Origin of the sequence: Streptomyces sp. NPDC046805, assembly GCF_040645355.1 — a bacterium.
Lineage (GTDB): Bacteria > Actinomycetota > Actinomycetes > Streptomycetales > Streptomycetaceae > Streptomyces.
Genome location: NZ_JBEYYC010000034.1, coordinates 65453 through 84083 on the forward strand (window position 1 = coordinate 65453; position 18631 = coordinate 84083).

Genomic DNA, 18631 nt, shown 5'->3' on the forward strand with positions numbered 1-18631 from the left:
TGGAGAGCGAGATGCGCAGCATTGGCGAGATGGCCCAGGACAGCGGACTCAGCGTGAGCGCGCTGCGGTTCTACGACCGAGCCGGTGTGCTGGTGCCGGCCTGGGTGGATCCGGTGAGCGGCTACCGCTGGTACGACCCGGGACAGCTCGACGAAGCGCGGCTGCTGGCCCGCCTGCGCCGGGCCGCCATGCCGCTCGCGGACATCCGGCTGGTGCTGGCCGGCTGGTCCGGTGCGGACACCGATCTGGTGCGGCAGCTCCTTCAGGCGCATCTGCGCCGCCTCGAAGGCGGGTTGTCCGATGCCCGCAGTGAGTTCTCCACGCTCCGAGCACACCTCGACCACAGGGAGAACCCCATGACCTCGCTCCGTACCGCCACCGCCCGGTTGTCCGTCTCGGCGCCCGGACTGGCCGCCGCTCTGGACGCCGTACGCTTCGCGGCCAGTGCCGATCCCGAACTGCCCATGCTCGGCGGTGTCCTGTTCGACATCGAGGGCGAGGCGCTCCGCGTCGTGGCCACCGACCGCTACCGGATGGCTGTCGCCCACGCCGGGACCACCGGGCACGGTGGCCCCCGTGTTCAGGTGATCGTGCCGGCCCCGCTCGTCGACGCGATGCGGGCGCTGCTGACCGCCGAGGAGTCCGTTCAACTGACCGTCGACGGTGACCGCGTGACGCTGTTGGCCGGCGACCGACAGGCGGGCGGCCAGTGCCTCGATCACGAGTTCCCGGACTACCGGCGCCTGATGCAGGTGCCGGCAGGACGCCGGGTCCTGGTCGACGTTCCGGACTTCCGGGCGGCGGTGCGGACCGGTCCCGTCCGCACGAGCGACGCGCGCAAGCAGGACGGCATGTCCTGCGAGCTGAGCGTGCTCGGGGTGACGGCCGACGGCACGGTGACCGTCCGCGAGGACGGCGACGACGATCCGCACCTTGTCGCCGTCAACCGCGCGTTCCTGCTGGACGCACTCACCGCCGGTGCCCGGGACAAGCTGCTCCTGGAGCTGGGCGCGCCCACGTCCCCGATCGCGATCCGCCGGCCCGACGACGAGGCGACCTGCTCGATCCTGATGCCGGTTCGTCTGGACGGCTGACCACTCCCGCGGCCGCGGCGCCTGCCAGAGCGCCGCGGTCCGGCCACCTTCCCGCCCCGATCACCGGCCGCACCTCCACCTCGGCCACCAGCCCCCGTGTCGACGCCACCCGCCACAGGGAGGCGAGCAGAGTGTCCTCGCCGACGAACGCGGGGGCGGTGGTGAGGGCTCCGTCCGTGAGGCGGTAGCCGAGACGGACCGGCTGGACGGGGACGGCGGCGTCGAGCGCGGCCTGGAAGACGGCTCGGTGGAAGCGGCCCTGCCTCTGGCCGCACCAGGTGCTGCCCTCGGGGAAGACAGCGACCGCCGCGCCGTCCCGCAGGGCCTGTGCGATACGGGCGACCGTGTCCGGGAGGGCGCGCAGGCGGTCGCGCTCGATGAACAGGGCGCCGCTGCGGGCCGCCAGCGTGCCCGCCACCGGCCACCGGCGGATCTCCGTCTTGGCGAGCATCCGCGCCGGACGCACGGCGGCCAGCAGAGGGATGTCCAGCCAGGAGATGTGGTTGGCCACCAGGAGCAGGCCGCCGGTGGTGGGCGCGGCGCCGCCGGTGATGCGGATGCGGACCCCGGCGGCCCGTACGATCGCCCGGCACCAGCGCCCGACCAGCGTTGCCGGGATGCGGGCGGCGAGCGGGGACAGCGCGATCCCGGCCAGGAGCAGGGACGCGACCGCCGTCAGCCGCAGCACGGCGCGCGGGACCGTGGCCGTGGCCGGCGGGCCCGTCGTTTCCACGCACGTGTCCGGGGTGCAGGGCGCGCTGGGCAGCCAGGCGCTCATGCGGACGGTACGAGGGAGAGGAAGTGCCGTAGATAGCGGGCGTTGACCCGGCGCATCGGCAACAGCACGTACAGGTCGGCGACCCCGAAGTCCGGGTCGTGCGCGGGCTCGCCGCAGACCCAGGCGCCGAGGCGGAGGTAGCCGCGCAGCAGGGCCGGGAGGTCGGTGGGGGTGGAGGGCGTCTCGCTGTCCGGCGTCCAGGGCAGCAGCGGTCGTACCCGCAGCTCCTGCGGGGACAGGTGCTTGGCGCGCACGCGGTCCCATGTCGCGGTGGCCAGGGCGCCGCCGTCGGTCAGCGGGATCGAGCAGCAGCCCGCCAGCCACTCGTGGCCGCGGTCGACCATGTAGCGGGCTATTCCGGCCCAGATGAGGCTGATGACCGCGCCGTCCCGATGGTCCGGGTGCACGCACGAGCGGCCGACCTCGACCAGGCCGGGGCGGATCGCGTCGAGCGAGGTCAGGTCGAACTCGCCCTCGGAGTACAGCCGTCCGGCGACGGCGGCACGCTCCGGCGGCAGCAGCCGGTAGGTGCCGACGACCTGGCCGGTCCCGGTCTCGCGCACGAGCAGGTGGTCGCAGTACGCGTCGAAGGCGTCGATGTCGTGGCCCGGTTGCGGGGTGGACAGCAGGGCGCCCATCTCCCCGGCGAAGACGTCGTGCCGCAGCCGCTGCGCGGCCCGCACCTCGGACTCGTCGCGGGCGAGGGTGACGGTGTAGCGCGGGGGTGCCGCGGGCTGCGCGGAGCGGTCGAGCGTGGTGACGCCGGTCATGGCTCTCTCCTGGTCACGGGCCGGGTACGGCGGGGCGGGACGGCGGGCCGGTGGCGTGCGGCCCGCCGCTCCTGTTCTTCCGAGGCCGGCTGACCTTCGTGTGACCGGGGCGGAGAGGCGGGGTGTGCGGTTGTTGAATGACCGGGGGTGCGAAACGGGGCCGGGATGAGCACCATCCCCGGCCCCGCCCGTCCGCCGCCTCGGCGAACGTTCTGTGATGCGTCGCGCCGCTACCGCTTGGCGACCTTTCGGGTGGCCCGCAGCCACTCCCTGTTCATGCTGGTGATCGACATGAGCGGGATGCCCTTGGGGCACGCCGTCGCGCACTCGCCGGTCAGCGTGCAGCCGCCGAAGCCCTCATCGTCCATCTGGGCCACCATGTCGAGCACGCGGGTCTCGCGCTCGGGCGCGCCCTGCGGGAGGACGTTGAGGTGGTTGACCTTGGCCGAGGTGAACAGCATCGCCGCGCCGTTCGGGCACGCGGCCACGCACGCGCCGCAGCCGATGCACTCGGCGTGCTCGAACGCGAAGTCGGCGTCCGGCTTCGGGACCGGCGTCGCGTGGGCCTCCGGCGCGGACCCCGTGGGCGCGGTGACGTAGCCGCCGGCCTGGATGATCCGGTCGAACGCCGACCGGTCCACCACCAGGTCCTTGATCACCGGGAAGGCCGAGGCCCGCCAGGGCTCGATGTCGATCGTGTCGCCGTCCTGGAAGGACCGCATGTGCAGCTGGCAGGTGGTGGTGCGCTCGGGTCCGTGCGCGTCGCCGTTGATGACGAGGGAGCACGCGCCGCAGATGCCCTCGCGGCAGTCGTGGTCGAAGGCGACCGGGTCCTCGCCCTTGAGGATGAGCTCCTCGTTGAGGGTGTCCAGCATCTCCAGGAAGGACATGTCCGGGGAGATGCCGTCCACTTCGTACGTGGACATGGCGCCGTCGGCATCGGTGTCGCGCTGCCGCCAGACGCGCAGGGTGAGCTTCATGCGTAGCTCCGCTGGGTGGGGTGGACGTACTCGAAGACCAGGTCTTCCTTGTGGAGGGTCGGGGCCTCGCCCGTGCCCGTGAACTCCCAGGCCGCCGCGTAGGTGAATTCTTCGTCCCGGCGGGCCGCTTCGCCGTCCGGGGTCTGGGACTCCTCGCGGAAGTGGCCGCCGCAGGACTCGGCGCGGTGCAGGGCGTCGAGGCACATCAGCTCGGCGAGTTCGAGGTAGTCGACGATGCGGTTGGCCTTCTCCAGCGACTGGTTGAACTCCTCGCCGGTGCCGGGCACCTTGATGCGCCGCCAGAACTCCTCGCGGATCTGCGGGATGCGCTCAAGTGCCTTGCGCAGACCGGGGTCGGTGCGGGCCATGCCACAGAACTCCCACATCAGCTCGCCGAGTTCGCGGTGGAAGGAGTCGGGGGTGCGGTCACCGTCGACCGACAGCAGCGCCTCGATCCTCCTCTCGGTTTCGGCCAACACCTCGCGCACCGCCGGGTGTTCGACTGTTACCGGCTCCTGGTGCGGGTTGCGGGCCAGGTAGTCGTTGATGGTGGACGGCAGGACGAAGTAGCCGTCGGCGAGGCCCTGCATCAGCGCGGAGGCGCCGAGGCGGTTGGCCCCGTGGTCGGAGAAGTTGGCCTCGCCGATCGCGAACAGGCCCGGGATGCTGGTCTGGAGGTCGTAATCGACCCACAGGCCGCCCATCGTGTAGTGCACGGCGGGGTAGATCCGCATCGGCACCTCGTACGGGTTCTCCGCGGTGATCCGCTCGTACATGTCGAAGAGGTTGCCGTACTTCTCCTCGACCGCCTTGCGGCCCATGCGCTTGATGGCATCGGCGAAGTCCAGGTACACGCCCTGGCCGCCGGGCCCCACTCCCCTGCCCTCGTCGCACACGTTCTTCGCCGCGCGGGAGGCGATGTCGCGGGGGACGAGGTTGCCGAAGGACGGGTAGATGCGCTCCAGGTAGTAGTCGCGCTCGTCTTCCGGGATCTGGTGCGGCGGCCGGGTGTCGCCCTGCGCCTTCGGGACCCAGATACGGCCGTCGTTGCGCAGCGACTCGCTCATCAGGGTGAGCTTGGACTGGTGATCGCCGGTGCGCGGGATGCAGGTCGGATGGATCTGGGTGAAGCAGGGGTTGGCGAAGTAGGCGCCGCGCCGGTGCGCCCGCCAGACGGCGGTGGCGTTGGAGTTCATGGCGTTCGTCGACAGATAGAAGACGTTGCCGTAGCCGCCGCTGGCGAGGACCACGGCGTCGGCGAAATACGTGTCGATACGCCCCGTGACCAGGTCCCGGGCGACGATGCCCCGGGCCCGGCCGTCGACGACGATCAGGTCGAGCATCTCGGTGCGCGGGTGCAGCTCCACGTTCCCGGCCGCGATCTGCCGGGACAGGGCCTGATAGGCGCCGAGGAGCAGCTGCTGGCCCGTCTGGCCGCGGGCGTAGAAAGTACGGGAGACCTGGACGCCGCCGAAGGAGCGGGTGTCGAGGAGGCCGCCGTACTCGCGCGCGAAGGGCACGCCCTGCGCCACGCACTGGTCGATGATCTCGACCGAGATCTGCGCGAGCCGGTGCACGTTGGACTCGCGGGCGCGGAAGTCGCCGCCCTTGACGGTGTCGTAGAAGAGGCGGTGGACGGAGTCGCCGTCGTTGCGGTAGTTCTTCGCGGCGTTGATGCCGCCCTGCGCGGCGATGGAGTGGGCGCGGCGCGGGGAGTCCTGGTAGCAGAACTGGACGACGTGGTAGCCCTGTTCGGCGAGCGTGGCGCCGGCCGAGCCGCCGGCGAGCCCGGTGCCGACGACGATGACGGTGTGCTTGCGCCGGTTGGCGGGGTTGACCAGCTTGGCCTCGAAACGGCGCTTGTCCCAGCGCTCGGCGACGGGGCCGGAGGGGGCCTTGGTGTCGGTGACCGGCTCACCGGTCGCGTAGTCCGTGTAGGTCATGTCAGCTCACCACTCCGGTCATGACGCCCACGGGTACGGCGATGAAGCCGGCCGTGAGCAGCAGCGCGAGAACGTTCGCGATCGTCTTCAGGGCGCGGGCGCGGCTGCCGACGCCGAGGGTCTGGGCGGCGCTCCAGAAGCCGTGCCGTATGTGCAGGCCGAGCGCGAGCATCGCGACGATGTAGATCACGTCGCCGTACCAGGTGGAGAAGGTGTCCACGACGTTCTGGTACGGGTGGCCCTCCTGGAATCCGCCGGAGTGCACGGTGCCGGTGGTCAGGTCCAGGATGTGCCAGACGATGAACAGGCCGAGGATGATCCCGCCCCAGCGCATGGTGCGCGTGGCGTAGCTCGCCGTGGGCTTCTTGTGCACGTACTTGGTGGGGCGCGCCTTGAGGTCGCGGCGGCTGAGCTGGTACGCGCTGACGGCGTGCGCGACGACGGCGACGACCAGCACCACGCGGACGAGCCAGAGCGTCCACTCGTAGTGCATGAAGGGTTCGCCGACCGTGCGCAGCCAGTGGGCGTAGTGGTTGAACTCGCCCGCCCCGAAGAAGATCTTCAGGTTCCCGATCACATGGGCGACCAGGTAGAGCAGCATGATCAGTCCGCTGACGGCCATGACCGTCTTCTTGCCGACGGTGCTGTCCCACACGGTGCGCGCCATGGACGACCCTCGGTCCGTCCGCGTTGCCAGTGCCATGGCACGCACGCTAAGGCGCACAGAGGCCAGAGGTCCAAGACATGGTCCAGCTCGTTTCGATAGGCATGAGCTATCGTCGGTAAGGTGCAGTTCCAGCAGCTCCAGTATTTCGTCGCGGTCGCCGAGACCCGGCACTTCACGCGTGCCGCCGAACGCGTCCACGTGGCGCAGCCGTCCCTGTCCCAGCAGATCAGGGCGCTGGAGCGGGAGCTGGGGGCGGATCTGTTCCTGCGGGCACGCGGCAACATCACGCTCACGGACGCCGGCGAGGCACTGCTGCCCCTGGCCCGCCGCATCCTGGCCGACGCGGACACGGCCCGGCAGGAGGTGCAGGAGCTGGCCCAGCTGCGCAGCGGCCGGGTCCGCCTCGGCGCCACCCCGAGCCTGTGCACGGGCCTGCTGCCGGACGTGCTGCGCGCCTTCCACGACCGCTACCCCGGCATCCGGCTGCTGGTCGAGGAGGGCGGTTCCCACGATCTCGTACGGCACCTCGCGCGCGGCGCCCTCGACCTCGCCCTGGTCGTCCTCCCGCTGCCCACGCCGTCCCCGGCACTGAGCACGGTGGAGCTGCTGCGCGAGGACCTGGTGGTCGTGTCGTCACCGGATGCTCCGGCCCCCGGGGGCGGCGATCGCGCGGTGCGGGTATCGGACCTGGAGAGCGAGCGTCTGGTCATGTTCCGGCACGGCTACGACCTGCGGGAGCTGACCGTCGCCGCGTGCCGCTCCGCCGGGTTCGAGCCGGATTTCGCCGTGGAGGGCGGTGAGATGGATGCGGTGCTCGGGTTCGTCCGCGCGGGGCTGGGCGTGGCCGTGGTACCGCGCATGGTCGCCACCCGGTCGGGGCGGGGCCTACGGGTGACCCCGCTGGCCCCGCCGGGGCTACACCGGACGATCGCGCTGGCGCACCGCAGCGATGTGGCTCCGCCTCGGGCGGCTCGGGAGCTGCAGCGGATGCTGCTGGAGCGGTGAGGGTGCTTGTGCCCGGTTGCGTCTGCCACGACAGCGCCGCCCGGGAGCGCGGGTCCGTGGTCGCTTCTCGCGCCCACGCGGCTGAGCCGCACATCGATACAGCCCCGCGCGCCTTTCGGGGCGCTGCCTCACCGGCAAGTCACCCCGTCGCGTCCACCAGTGCCAGCTCGTGGAGGCGCTCGGGTGGGCCCGGGCGGGCGTAGTACCAGCCCTGGGCCGTGTCGCAGCCCAGTATGCGCAACTGCTCGGCCTGGGCGGCGGTCTCGACTCCCTCGACCGTGACCGCGAGGTTCAGGCTGTGGGCGAGCGAGACGATGCCCTCGACGATCTTGAGGTCGACGGGGTCTGCCGGGAAGCGCTGCATGCTCTGGGTGAAGGAGCGGTCCAGCTTGAGGATGCTCACCGGCAGGCGGCGCAGGTTCGCCAGGTTCGAGTAGCCCGTGCCGAAGTCGTCCAGGGCGATGTCGACGCCCATCTCGGCCAGTCGGCGCAGCGGTTTGAGGAGGTCGTCGTCGGCGCCGATCAGCGCGGACTCGGTGACCTCCAGGCACAGGGCGTCGGGCGCGACGCCCATGCGCTCCAGGATGTCCACCGTGTCCTGCACCAGGCCGGGGTGACTGAGCTGGCAGGGCGAGAGGTTGACGTTGATGCGCAGCGGGCCGGCCGCCGCTCCGTCGCCGTACCGCTCGCGCCACACGCGGGCCTGGCGGACGGACTCCTGCAGGACCCAGCGGCCCAACGGGACGATCAGGCCGGTGTGTTCGGCGAGCGGGATGAAGCGGTCGGGGCCCAGGACGCCGTGCTGCGGGTGCAGCCAGCGCACGAGGGCCTCGGCGCCGCGGACGCTGCCGTCGCCGAGGTGGACCAGCGGCTGGTACTCGATGAAGAACTCGCCCCGGTCCAGGGCCGCGGGCAGCGCGGTGGTCAGGCCGTGCCGGGTGATGGCGCGGGCGTCCGCCTCCGGGTCGGCGAGCTCGGAGCGGTTGCCTCCGGCCGACTTGGCCCGGTACATGGTGATGTCGGCGCTGCGCAGCACCTCGGCCGCGGTGCGCTCGCCCGCCGGGCCCTCGACGATGCCGATGCTGCCCTGGACGAGCAGTTCACGGCCGTCGATGCGGACCGGGGTGACGAGCGCGCTCATGATGCGCTCGGCCAGTTCGTCGACCTCGCGCTCGGTGCCGGGCCCGGTCGTCAGCGCCACGAACTCGTCGCCGCCCAGCCGCGCGACCATCTCCCCGGGCGCCGTCGCACACGACTGGAGCCGGTCGGCCACCTCGACGAGCAGCCGGTCGCCGGCCGCGTGGCCGAGGCTGTCGTTGACGGTCTTGAAGCCGTCCAGGTCGAGGTAGCACAGCCCGAAGCGCTGGCCGTCGCCCGCGTTCAGGGCCTTCTCCAGGCGCTCGAAGAACAACGTGCGGTTGGGGAGGCCGGTGAGCGCGTCGTGCGTGGCCTCGTAGCGCAGCCGGAGGTTGAGCAGCCGCCGCTCGGTGGTGTCCTCCATGAGGGCGAGCTGGTACTGGGGTTCGCCGTCGGCGTCGCGCAGCAGGGAGACCGTCAGATTGGTCCACAGGACCGTTCCGTCGGGGCGGTTGAACGCCTTCTCGACGTGGTAGTGCTCGCGCTGGCCGCTCACGAGCTCGTCGTAGAGCCGCCACGTCTGCGGCGCGTCCTCGGGGTGGGTCCAGTCCCTGACGTTACGGCCGTGCACCAGCGGTTCGGAGCCCCCGAACATGCGCAGCAGCGCCCCGTTGGCCTGGAGGACGTTGCCGTCGAGGTCGGCGATGCCGATCCCTATGGCAGCGCCCTCGAACACGGCGCGGAAGCGGGCCTCGCTGGCGTGCAGCGCCTGGGCTACGACGCCCTGCGCCCGCAACGCGGCCTGGGCGATGGCCTCCTGCTCGGCCAGGGTGCGCTCGCGCAGCGCCTGAGCGAACCCGGCGGCCATCGCGTGCTGCAACCGCGAGGAACGCGCCCGCAGTTCGTCCTGGTGGCCGTCCTCACCGCAGTAGAGCACCAGGTAGGCGTCGACGCAGTCCAGGCTGCGGGTGAGTGCCTCGGGGTCGGTGCAGTGCGCGTCGATCAGCGCGGCCCCGACCGCGCGCGCCGCTGCGGCGTCGAAGCTCCGCTCCCGCAGCGCCGCGCTCAACCGAGCGGCGAGCGGCAGGAGTCGCTCCTCCAGCTCCGGGCGGGTCAGCGACGTGGAGGTCACCGGGAACACGGCCCGGCTCCAGATCGTCGCGAACCGGCGCACTCTGTCCGCCGCTCCGTCCGGCTCCGCGGTCACGCCGTACGCCCCACGCCGGCGAATCCGGAGAAGGCATAGGGGTCCTCCTCCTCGGACGCCGGCTGGGCGCGCCAACGCGGCATCGGCACCAGTCCGGGTTCCACCATGTCGTACCCCTCGAAGAACCGCGCGATCTCGTCGCGCGAGCGCATGATCAGCGGATTGCGGATGTCCTTGTACACGCCCACCGCGCCCTCGGCCCGCTGCGGCGGCAGCGGGATCCCCTCGTACGAGGCGTGCGTCAGGATGAGCAGGCTGCCGGGCGCGAGCGCGTCGCGCAGTTCGGCCACAGCACTGTACGGGTCGTCCGCTTCTTCCACGAAGTGAAGTATGGCAACGAGCAGGAGTGCCACTGGCCGATTCAGGTCGATGAGGCGCTCGACCTGAGGGCTCGACAGAATCTCCTGGGGCTTGCGGAGGTCGCCCGCGACGACGTCGGCCTCCTGGTTTCCGTCGAGGACGGCCTCGCCGTGCGCGACGGCGACGGGGTCGTGGTCGACGTACACGACGTGCGCGCCGGGGTTGACGGCCTGGGCCACCTCGTGGACGTTGCCGAAGGTGGGGATGCCGGAGCCGATGTCGAGGAACTGTGTGATGCCCTCGTCGGCCGCTAAGCACACGGCGCGGCGCATGAACGCCCGGTTGGCCTGCATGATCTTCGGCAGCCCCGGCATGAACTCCATCGCCTTGCGGGCCGCCTCCCGGTCGACCTCGAAGTTGTGCGAACCGCCCAGGTAGTAGTCGTAGATACGCGCAACGCTCGGCGCCGAGATGTCGATGCTCCGTGGGGCCCAGGCGGGACGCTCCATGTATCTCTCCAAGGCGTAGGCGATCCGGTGTTCGAGCCGAGGCTACTGATCGCCCGCCAATGCAGCGACCAGAACCGGAAATTGACCATCCGTTCCCGGTCACTGCCTCCGGCACGTGCCGCTCCGGCACCGCCGCCGGGCCGGGGCCGCCCGGAGCACGGCGGACCGCCCCCTCCGTGCGGTGCGGAGGGGGCGGTCCGTCGGCCGTGCGCCTGTTGTCGTTCGTCCTGCACTCGCTTGCTCTCGTCCCTCCCTTCCGCGGTGGTCCGTTCCTGACGTGGGTGAGGCGATCAACCCTGGGGAGGTGATCTCTACTTCGGCGCGCCGACCGGCTTTCCGTCGGGTGCGACGGCGTACCACGTGCCGCCGACGCCCTGACCGTTGATGTCCCCGGGGGCCTTGTCCCCCGAGAAGGTGTAGATCGGCCAGCAGTCGACCGTCATCTGCTTGTGTCCGTCGGGCCGGGTGAAGCCCATCAGGCCCTTCTTCTGCACGCCTCGGGTGTCGTCGGCCTTGACCGGGTCGACGGCGGGCCACTTCTCGATGCAGGCTCCGGTGCAGTTCGAGACGGACTTGGGCCAGGCCTTGTCCTTCAGGAAGCGGTAGACCGTCATGCCGTTCCTGTCGATGACGATCTCGCCGAGCTTGGGGTCCTTGCGGGTCGACAGGCCCGGTGTGTCGGCGAGCACGGCCTTCTTGCCGTCGGCGGCGAGCGCGTACCAAGTGCCGCCCACGCCCTGCCCGTTGACGTCCCCGGCGTTGCGGTCCCTCGCGTAACGGTAGGCCGGCCAGCCGCCCACGGTCAGTTGCTTGGTGCCGTCGGAACGGGTGACCTCGCCGAGGAGCGCCTTGTCGACGCCGGCGCCTGCAGTGGCGTCGCCCGCGGGAACCGGCGGCCAGGTCTTCGCGCAGTCGCCGTCGCAGTTCGATTTGGGCGGATCGGCCGTGTCCTTGTCGAAGCGGTAGAGGGTGAGGGCCTGGCCGTCGGTCAGCACCTTGCCCAGCTTCGGGATACTGGCCACGGACACCTTGCCCGCGGGGTCGGCCCCCGAGCCCTGGTTGCCGTCGGCGCCGTATCCGTTGTCCGCGCCGCTGCCGATCCCGGAGCTGCCGTAGTCGCCGGCCGGGGCCGTGGCACCGACGTTCTGGGCGGCCGACGACGGGGTTCCGGCATTGTCCTGACCACACCCCGTGGTCAGCGCCAGAACCGAAGCGGCCGTCGCCATCAGTGAGGCGGTCCGCCTGGAGGTCTTCATCGTCAACTCCCCATCATCGCCGGGATGTCGCAGCGCCTGCCGCGCCGCCGCACGACACTGGGTACGGACCGCACCGGCCGGAGCGTTCAACCGTCGCGCGAATTTCTTCACGCCCCAGCGGCCCCACCTCGCGTGCGGACACAAGGGGTTGGACGCCGGACCTGGTGGTTCAAACCGCCGTGCGCCGCATCTCCCCCCTTCGAAGCAATCCCGCCGTTCATCGGAGTGAGCGGGCTCCGAGCGACTCATGATCCCGTCGTGCATGGTCCCGAATCGACTCGACTGGCGCCCGTCATCCGGGCGTTGGCCCTGGTGACGCTGACCTGGACGCTCGTGGGCTGTCCGGTCGGCACGGCGTCGGCCGACGCCTGCGCGTACGCCTCGGCAGGCCCGGACGGCCTGGTGGCGGTGGCCGTCGCCGGCGGCTCCTGGCCGCCCCCGCCGCCCTGCCCGCCCCCCGCGCCGACTCCGACGCCGACCCCCACACCGCCTCCGCCGCCCCCGCCGCCGAAGCCCACCCCCAAGCCCCCACCGAAACCGCCGCCGCCGGCCGCACGCCCGGCCCCGTCGGCCCCCGCACCACCCCCGCCGCCGCCTCCACCCCCGCCGCCGAGCCCCCGCCCGAAACCGACTCCGCCGGCCAAGCCCCGTCCGCGGCCGTCCGTGACGCCGGTGAGCTATCCGCGCTACCGGCCCCACACGGTCGACCACCGCGCCCCCCACCGCACATCGCCGGTCACCTACGTCCTGCTCATCACCGTCCCGGCGATCGTCGCCGTAGCCGCTCTGCGTCCGCGCTGACGCGCCGACCCGTTCGTTCCAGGAGGCACCCGTTGTCGGATTGGCTTGTTCTCCTCCTCGCGATGCTGGCCGCCTGTGCCGTGGTGGTCGTCATCACCCTCGTACGGCACCGCACGGCGTCGGCCGAGGACGATCCCAGCGAGACACCCGACGTCATCGAGTACATGACGATGTGGATCGGCGTCGTGTACGCCATCGTCCTGGGCCTGGCCATCGCCGGGGTCTGGGAGGCACGCAGCGCCGCCGCCGACCACGTCCAGGCGGAGGCTCAGGCGCTGCACGAGATCTCTGAGCGGGTGCGCGTCTATCCGCCCGACGTCCGCGACGCCGTCCGGGCCGATGTCGACGCGTACGTACGGCACACCGTCACCACCGAGTGGAAGACGATGGTCGACCACGGCCGTCTCACGCAGTCCGGCACCGACCTGCTCGACGACATCCGCCGGGACGTGACGGACTACCAGCCGAAGACGGACTTCCAGGCGCAGGCCTACCAGCCGCTGGTCGACCAGGTGGCCGCGGTGGACCAGGCGCGCAGTGCCCGGGCCGACTCGACCGGGGCCACGATGCCGGGCGTGGTGTGGTTCGGGCTGCTCATCGGGGCCGTGATCACGGTCGGCATGGTGTTCGCGCTGCAGATCCAGCGCACGAAACGCGAGCTCGTCCTGGCCGGGCTGTTCTCGGTGACGATCGCGTTCATGCTCTTCCTGATCTGGGACTTCGACGCGCCCTACAGCCGGGGCATCGCCGCGACGGTGCAACCGTTCCTGCAGCTCTTCCCGCACATCAAGGGCTGATGAGGCGTGGAGGCCACTCGTTCGTGCCTTCCCCCGTCGCCGCTCGACCGCTCGGGACTTAGCGTTCTCGTATGCGCGAAGGACGGGGCGACAGCCGTCCGTCGAGAGGGGATGGCGAATGAATCCGTTCGAGCTGTCCGGGCCTGCCGAAGAGGTGGAGGAGCGGCAGAGGAAGCGTGTCCCCTGGGGTGTGATGGCGCTGGTCCTGCTGACCGGGTTCGCGCTCGTGCGCAGCGGTTCGGGCGAGTCCGACGCCGGGCCCCCTCAGCCCGCGCCGGCCGCCGCCGCGGCCGTGGACACCCGCGCACCGGACACCCACGTCACCACGGGCGTGGAGGCGCTGCCGTTCTCCGCCGCGGACCGGATCAGGATCCCCGCGATCCGGGTCGACGCACCCCTCCGGCCCGTCGGCCAGGACGCGGACGGCTGGATCGCGGCACCGCCCCCCGAGAACCCGAACCTGGCCGGCTGGTACTCCGGCGCCGTCTCGCCCGGCGAAAAGGGAACGGCCGTCGTCGTCGGTCACGTCGACAACTCGTCCGGCCCCGCCGTGTTCTACGGACTCGGTTCCCTGCGGAAGGGAAATCGCGTCGAGGTCCGGCGCGAGGACGGAAAGACCGCCGTGTTCGAGATCTACGGCGTCGAGGTCTTCGAGAAGAGCGATTTCCCCGGCGACCGGGTCTACGGCTCGAAGGGCACGCCCGAACTGCGGGTCATCACGTGCGGGGGCGGTTTCTCGAAGCAGAGCGGCTACGACGGCAACGTCGTCGTCTTCGCCCGCTTGGCCGAGGTGCGCTGAGCGGGAGTGCCGCGCAACGCACCCCGGCCGGGCGGGCGGTGGGGAGTGGGCGGTCAGATGTACTCCCGCCGCGGAACGGTCATGTGATAGCCGTCGTCCAGCAGGCGGGGCAGATAGGTCCGCACGGCGTTGACGGTCTGCGCACGGTCGTAGCCCCCGGCGTCGTGGTTGAGCACCACGACACCGGGGGCGGCGCCGTCCTCGACTCGGCGGACGATGATGCGGGTTCCGGGGTCGGTCCAGTCGAGGCTGTCGACGGTCCAGGCGAGCGGCTCCATGCCCATCTCGGCGCCGAGTTGGAAGACGTCCCGGTTCCATGCTCCGTACGGCGCGCGGAACCACCGGGGGCGTTCCCCGCAGGCCTTCTCGACGAGGTCGCTGGTGCGTTCCATCTCGGAGCGGATCCGGGAGCGGCGCAGCTGGGTGAGCAGCGGGTGGGACCAGGTGTGGTTGCCGACCACGTGTCCCTCGTCGGCGATCCTGGCCACGAGGTCCCGGCTCAGGTCGGCCATCCCGCCGCACACGAAGAACGTCGCGCGGACGTCGTACTGCGCCAGCGTGTCCAGGATGTGCGGGGTGAACTCGGGGTCGGGACCGTCGTCGAACGTCAGCAGCATGTGGCGGCCGGCCCCGGACATGCGCAGGATCGGCGCGTGCCGCACGCGGAGCCGGGTGGGCGCGGCGGCCGGAGGTCCGTCGCCGACGAGGGGTTGCAGACGGTAGGTCGAGGACTTCAGCACGGGGCGCGCCTGGGGGCCGGGGGCGGACGCGCTCTGCGGTGCGGGGCCGGTGTCCTCGGTGCCGGAGAAGACAAGACCGGCGGTGCCGACCGCCCCCAAGGCAGCGGCTCCGGCGAGCAACGCCCGGCGCCGCGTGAACAACTGATCCTTCGTCATGCCTCATCAGTCGCCCCAGGGACACCGGCGCACCACTAGGACACCGGTGTGGCGGCAGAAAAACACCCGATCGGCCCAGCGGTCAACGCGGCTGGCCGGGGCGAACGGGTGGAAAGGGCGGGCCGCTCGGGGTCGTCGGCCCCGGAAGCGCGGCGCTTTCGGCGTCGTCCCGTCGTCGCCCCCGGCCCGAGCGGCTCCGACGATCCCGGAGGGGGCCGGATCTGCGGCTTCCGATAGCCTCGCATGCGTGAGGGAACAGCACGAGCAGCACGCGCATCGCTTCGAGCGGGGCACGGACGGCCCCAGGGTCATCCTGGTCGGAATGGACGGCTCGGAGTCCTCGATGCGTGCCGCGGCCTATGCGGGCGGCCTGGCGCGGCGGCAGAACGCGCTGCTCGCCGTCGTGTACGTGCAGCCCGTGCTGGCGGCCGGTGCGGCCTTCGGGGCGCCGGTGGCGGACACCACCGACGAGATCGCCGAGGACCTGATCAGCCAGATCCGGGAGGCGACCGAGCGGCTCAAGGGGATATTCGACGTGCGCTGGGAGTTCCACACCTACCGCGGCGACCCCTACAACGGCCTGGTCAGGGCGGCCGACGAGCTCAAGGCGGACGCGGTGGTCGTGGGCGCCTCCGAGCAGGCCGGCCACCGGATCATCGGCTCGGTGGCGATCCGGCTGGTGAAGGCGGGACGCTGGCCGGTGACGGTGGTGCCGTAGGGCACGTGCGGCGAGGTTCCTGACCTCGGACACCGAGGCCCCAAGACCCCGAGGTCACGAGCCCCTGAGCCCCCTCTGTGGGCCGCGGCCCCGGGACCGGACCCGTGCGTGGCGTCTTCCGTCCCGGACGACCCTGAGCCATCATGATCCGCCGTCAGCCGATTGCCGTAGGCGAAGAGGTGAGGCACGTGGCCAGACTCAGGGCGGGCGAGGGCATTCTGCGTCGCAAACCCATCGAGCACATCGAGGACACGGAGGTGTCGGAGGGGCCCCGGCTCGAGAGGTCGCTGGGCCTGTGGCAGCTGACCGCGATCGGTGTGGGTGGCATCATCGGCGCGGGCATCTTCACCCTCGCGGGGACGGTGGCCAACGGTACGGCGGGGCCGGCGGTGCTGCTGTCGTTCCTGATCGCCGGTGTCGCGAGCGCGGCGGCCGCGCTGTCGTACGCCGAGTTCGCGGGGCTCATCCCGAAGGCGGGCTCGGCCTATACGTACGGCTACGCGGTGCTCGGCGAGTTCGCGGGCTGGTTCATCGGCTGGGACCTGCTGCTGGAGTACACGGCGATCGTGGCGGTGGTCGCGATCGGCATCTCCGGCTACTTCAGCTTCCTGGTGCAGGCGATGGGCGCCGATCTGCCCGCCTGGATGCTGGGGGCGCCCGGCACCGGGCACGGGCACCGGGTGGACCTGTTCGCGGTCCTGCTGTGTCTGCTGATCGCCTGGCTGCTGAACCTCGGCATCCGCAGCGCGGCCCGCTTCGAGACGTTCGTCGTCGCGCTCAAGGTCCTGGTCGTGCTGCTGGTGATCGGCGTCGGCGTGTTCCACATCGACACCGGGAACTACCACCCGTTCTTCCCGTTCGGCATCAGCGGGGCGTTCACCGGTGCCGCGACCGTCTTCTTCGCGGTCTTCGGGTACGACGCCATGTCGACCGCGGCCGAGGAGTCGAAGGACGCCCAGCGGCACATGCCCAAGGCGATCATCTACTCCCTGATCATCGCGATGGTGCTGTACGTGGCGGCCTGCCTGGTGCTGACCGGCATGCAGAACTACAAGGACATCGACCCGGAGAGCGGTTTCTCGTCGGCGTTCAAGGCGGTGGGCCTGAGCGGCCTGGCGGACGTGATCGCGGTCGGCGCGATCATCGGCATCCTCACCGTGATGTTCACGTTCATGCTGGGCGTGACGCGGGTGTGGTTCGCGATGTCCCGGGACGGTCTGCTGCCGAAGTGGTTCGCCAAGACGCATCCCACGCGGCATGTGCCGACGCGCGTGACCTGGATCGTCGGGTTCGGGTCGGCCGCCATCGCCGGGTTCGTGCCGATCGGCGAGGCGGCCGAACTGACCAACATCGGCATCCTGTTGGCGTTCGTGGTGGTGTGCACGGCCGTGATCGTGCTGCGCTACAAGCAGCCCGACCTGCCGCGCACGTTCCGTACCCCGTGGATGCCGTTCGTGCCGGCGCTGGGGATCCTCTTCTCGCTCTGGCTGATCACGTTCCTGCAGTGGCAGACGTGGGTGCGGTTCGCCCTGTGGTTCGTGATCGGGTGCGTGATCTATTTCGGGTACTCGTACAAGCGGTCGGTGCTGGCGGGTCGTTAGAGGGCGCGGAGGAACTCCACCAGGGTCGCGTCGAAGGCGTCGGGCTGCTCCATGTTCGGGTAGTGCCCGGCGCCTTCGATCGTGACCGAGCGGCCGTCGGGCACCGTGCGGACCAGGCGCTCGGCCATCGCGATGCTGTCGGGGGCGTCGACGGCTCCGTGGACGGCGAGCACGGGTACGTCGATCTTCGGTACGCGGGCCCAGGGGTCGTCCAAGGGGACGTACCAGTCGGTCTCACCGGGCGTGTGCTTGGCGAGCGTGTGCGAGGCCATCTCCCGCAGCCGTCGTACGACATCGGGGGCGACCTCGTCGACGGTGCGGTGCGGGCCGGCCACGCCGCGCGCGAAGTGGTCCAGCCAGCCCTCGACGTCACCGGCGCCCAGGAGCCGGGCCGACTCGGCCACGTGCGCGAGCATCGCCGGGTCGGTGTACTCGAACGCGCTGGTCGCCCCGCCGCTGACGACGAGCGCGCGGACCAGCTCGGGATGGACCAGCGCGGTGTCGGTCGCCACGGCCGCGCCCATGCTCAGGCCCACGAGGACCACGGGGCCGAGGTCGAGATGGCGCAGCAGGGCGCCGAGGTCGTCCGCCCAGCGGAAGGGACGGGTGGCGTTGGCCGACCAGCCGTGGCCGCGCACGTCCGGCGCGATGACCCGGTACTCGGCGGCGAAGACCCGTATCTGGTCCTCGAACACCCGGTGGTCGGCGTACCCGGAGTGCAGCAGGACCAGGGGCTCGCCTGTGCCCGTGTCGCGGTAGGCCAAGTCACCGTCGGCGGACGCGAAGCAGCTCAGTTCCGAAGCAACTGTCATGACAACCAAGGTGTCATCCTCTGCGAGGTTTGGCAACCAAGGTGTCATGATGACCTGGTGAGCGATATCGACGAACCCCTCTCCCCTGACGAACTCGGCCACCGCCTGACCACGGTGTTCGACCTGGTGGGCCCGCTCTACCGGCGGGCGGCGCGCAAGGTGGAGCAGGCGGAGCCCATGGAGGGGGTGTCCGCCGGCGTGCGCGCGGTGCTGAACCTGCTCCGCGTGCACGGGCCCATGACCGTCCCTCAGATGGGCCGCGACCAGGCGATCAGCCGGCAGTTCGTGCAGCGCATGGTCAACGAGGCCGCGGCGCGCGGTTGGGTCGAGAGCGTGCCCAACCCGGCGCACCAGCGGTCCTCGCTGATCCGGCTCACCGAGACGGGCCGGTCGACGATCACCCAAGTCCTGGGCCGCGAACACCACTTGATGCGGCAGGTCGGCGGCAGCCTGACGGAGGCCGAGGTGCGGGCCTGCGTGCGCGTGCTCACCGAGATGGTGCGCACCTTCGAGCAGGGCGATCCCGACTGACGCCACAGTCCTGGCCGTGGCCGCCCGCGTCGAAGCTCACCCCCTCGATGACGCGGGCGGCGGGCGGCACCGGGCGTGCGGGTTCGGCGG

The 18631-nt window shown here is 71.2% G+C and carries 17 protein-coding genes and 1 pseudogene; 8 read left to right on the plus strand and 10 right to left on the minus strand.

What is annotated here, in order from left to right; genetic code table 11:
- Nucleotides 1-11 precede the first annotated feature (11 nt).
- A complete protein-coding gene (locus ABZ910_RS30095) occupies nt 12-1094 on the plus strand; it encodes a MerR family transcriptional regulator (protein ID WP_361371017.1) in 1083 nt (360 codons plus the stop codon).
- Between the two features lie 13 nt (nt 1095-1107).
- On the opposite strand, the pseudogene ABZ910_RS30100 reads toward ABZ910_RS30095, so the two are convergent.
- The 5 genes and pseudogenes from ABZ910_RS30100 to ABZ910_RS30120 all read right to left on the minus strand — a co-directional run.
- Nucleotides 1108-1872 (minus strand): annotated as a pseudogene (locus tag ABZ910_RS30100) (lysophospholipid acyltransferase family protein); the annotation flags it as partial.
- A complete protein-coding gene (locus tag ABZ910_RS30105; protein ID WP_361371019.1) occupies nt 1869-2642 on the minus strand; it encodes a GNAT family N-acyltransferase in 774 nt (257 codons plus the stop codon). The pseudogene ABZ910_RS30100 and the gene ABZ910_RS30105, both read right to left, overlap by 4 nt.
- Before the next feature lie 230 nt (nt 2643-2872).
- Nucleotides 2873-3622 (minus strand): succinate dehydrogenase/fumarate reductase iron-sulfur subunit, encoded by a 750-nt coding sequence (locus ABZ910_RS30110; RefSeq protein WP_361371022.1) that lies wholly within the window; start codon nt 3620-3622, stop codon nt 2873-2875.
- On the minus strand, nt 3619-5565 hold the full coding sequence (locus ABZ910_RS30115) for a fumarate reductase/succinate dehydrogenase flavoprotein subunit (RefSeq protein WP_361371025.1): 1947 nt from the start codon (nt 5563-5565) through the stop codon (nt 3619-3621). Before ABZ910_RS30115 ends, ABZ910_RS30110 begins: the two co-directional genes overlap by 4 nt.
- A 1-nt stretch (nt 5566) precedes the next feature.
- Nucleotides 5567-6232, minus strand: coding sequence for a succinate dehydrogenase (locus tag ABZ910_RS30120; protein ID WP_361371089.1), 666 nt, complete (start codon nt 6230-6232; stop codon nt 5567-5569).
- Between the two features lie 120 nt (nt 6233-6352).
- Between ABZ910_RS30120 and ABZ910_RS30125 the strand changes: the two genes are divergently transcribed.
- Complete coding sequence (locus ABZ910_RS30125; RefSeq protein WP_361371028.1) at nt 6353-7237, plus strand: LysR substrate-binding domain-containing protein; 885 nt, start codon at nt 6353-6355, stop codon at nt 7235-7237.
- A gap of 139 nt (nt 7238-7376) precedes the next feature.
- Here the strand turns inward: ABZ910_RS30125 and ABZ910_RS30130 are convergent, their stop codons facing one another.
- The 3 genes from ABZ910_RS30130 to ABZ910_RS30140 form a co-directional block, all read right to left on the minus strand.
- Complete coding sequence (locus tag ABZ910_RS30130) at nt 7377-9521, minus strand: EAL domain-containing protein (protein WP_361371030.1); 2145 nt, start codon at nt 9519-9521, stop codon at nt 7377-7379.
- Complete coding sequence (locus tag ABZ910_RS30135) at nt 9518-10330, minus strand: SAM-dependent methyltransferase (protein WP_361371033.1); 813 nt, start codon at nt 10328-10330, stop codon at nt 9518-9520. The genes ABZ910_RS30130 and ABZ910_RS30135 overlap by 4 nt, the downstream gene beginning before the upstream one ends.
- 311 nt (nt 10331-10641) lie before the next feature.
- Complete coding sequence (locus ABZ910_RS30140) at nt 10642-11586, minus strand: SCO0930 family lipoprotein (protein WP_361371035.1); 945 nt, start codon at nt 11584-11586, stop codon at nt 10642-10644.
- 258 nt (nt 11587-11844) lie between these two features.
- On the opposite strand from ABZ910_RS30140, the gene ABZ910_RS30145 reads away from it, so the two are divergent.
- The 3 genes from ABZ910_RS30145 to ABZ910_RS30155 all read left to right on the plus strand — a co-directional run bounded on the left by ABZ910_RS30145 (nt 11845) and on the right by ABZ910_RS30155 (nt 13983).
- A complete protein-coding gene (locus ABZ910_RS30145) occupies nt 11845-12387 on the plus strand; it encodes a hypothetical protein (protein ID WP_361371038.1) in 543 nt (180 codons plus the stop codon).
- A gap of 32 nt (nt 12388-12419) precedes the next feature.
- Complete coding sequence (locus ABZ910_RS30150; RefSeq protein ID WP_361371041.1) at nt 12420-13184, plus strand: DUF4239 domain-containing protein; 765 nt, start codon at nt 12420-12422, stop codon at nt 13182-13184.
- Nucleotides 13185-13302: 118 nt separating this feature from the next.
- Nucleotides 13303-13983, plus strand: coding sequence for a class F sortase (locus ABZ910_RS30155; protein ID WP_361371044.1), 681 nt, complete (start codon nt 13303-13305; stop codon nt 13981-13983).
- A 53-nt stretch (nt 13984-14036) separates the two neighbouring features.
- Here ABZ910_RS30155 and ABZ910_RS30160 read toward each other — a convergent pair whose 3' ends face one another.
- Nucleotides 14037-14879 (minus strand): polysaccharide deacetylase family protein, encoded by an 843-nt coding sequence (locus ABZ910_RS30160; protein WP_361371047.1) that lies wholly within the window; start codon nt 14877-14879, stop codon nt 14037-14039.
- Between the two features lie 247 nt (nt 14880-15126).
- Between ABZ910_RS30160 and ABZ910_RS30165 the strand changes: the two genes are divergently transcribed.
- Both ABZ910_RS30165 and ABZ910_RS30170 read left to right on the plus strand, forming a co-directional pair.
- Nucleotides 15127-15597 (plus strand): universal stress protein, encoded by a 471-nt coding sequence (locus ABZ910_RS30165; RefSeq protein WP_361371050.1) that lies wholly within the window; start codon nt 15127-15129, stop codon nt 15595-15597.
- Nucleotides 15598-15785: 188 nt separating this feature from the next.
- A complete protein-coding gene (locus ABZ910_RS30170; protein WP_361371052.1) occupies nt 15786-17198 on the plus strand; it encodes an amino acid permease in 1413 nt (470 codons plus the stop codon).
- On the opposite strand, the gene ABZ910_RS30175 is transcribed toward ABZ910_RS30170, so the two are convergent.
- Complete coding sequence (locus ABZ910_RS30175; RefSeq protein WP_361371055.1) at nt 17195-18010, minus strand: alpha/beta hydrolase; 816 nt, start codon at nt 18008-18010, stop codon at nt 17195-17197. The two genes, ABZ910_RS30170 and ABZ910_RS30175, sit on opposite strands and share 4 nt — an antisense overlap.
- A gap of 57 nt (nt 18011-18067) precedes the next feature.
- Between ABZ910_RS30175 and ABZ910_RS30180 the strand changes: the two genes are divergently transcribed.
- Nucleotides 18068-18541, plus strand: a complete 474-nt coding sequence (locus ABZ910_RS30180; protein ID WP_361371058.1) for a MarR family transcriptional regulator — start codon at nt 18068-18070, stop codon at nt 18539-18541.
- Nucleotides 18542-18631 lie beyond the last annotated feature (90 nt).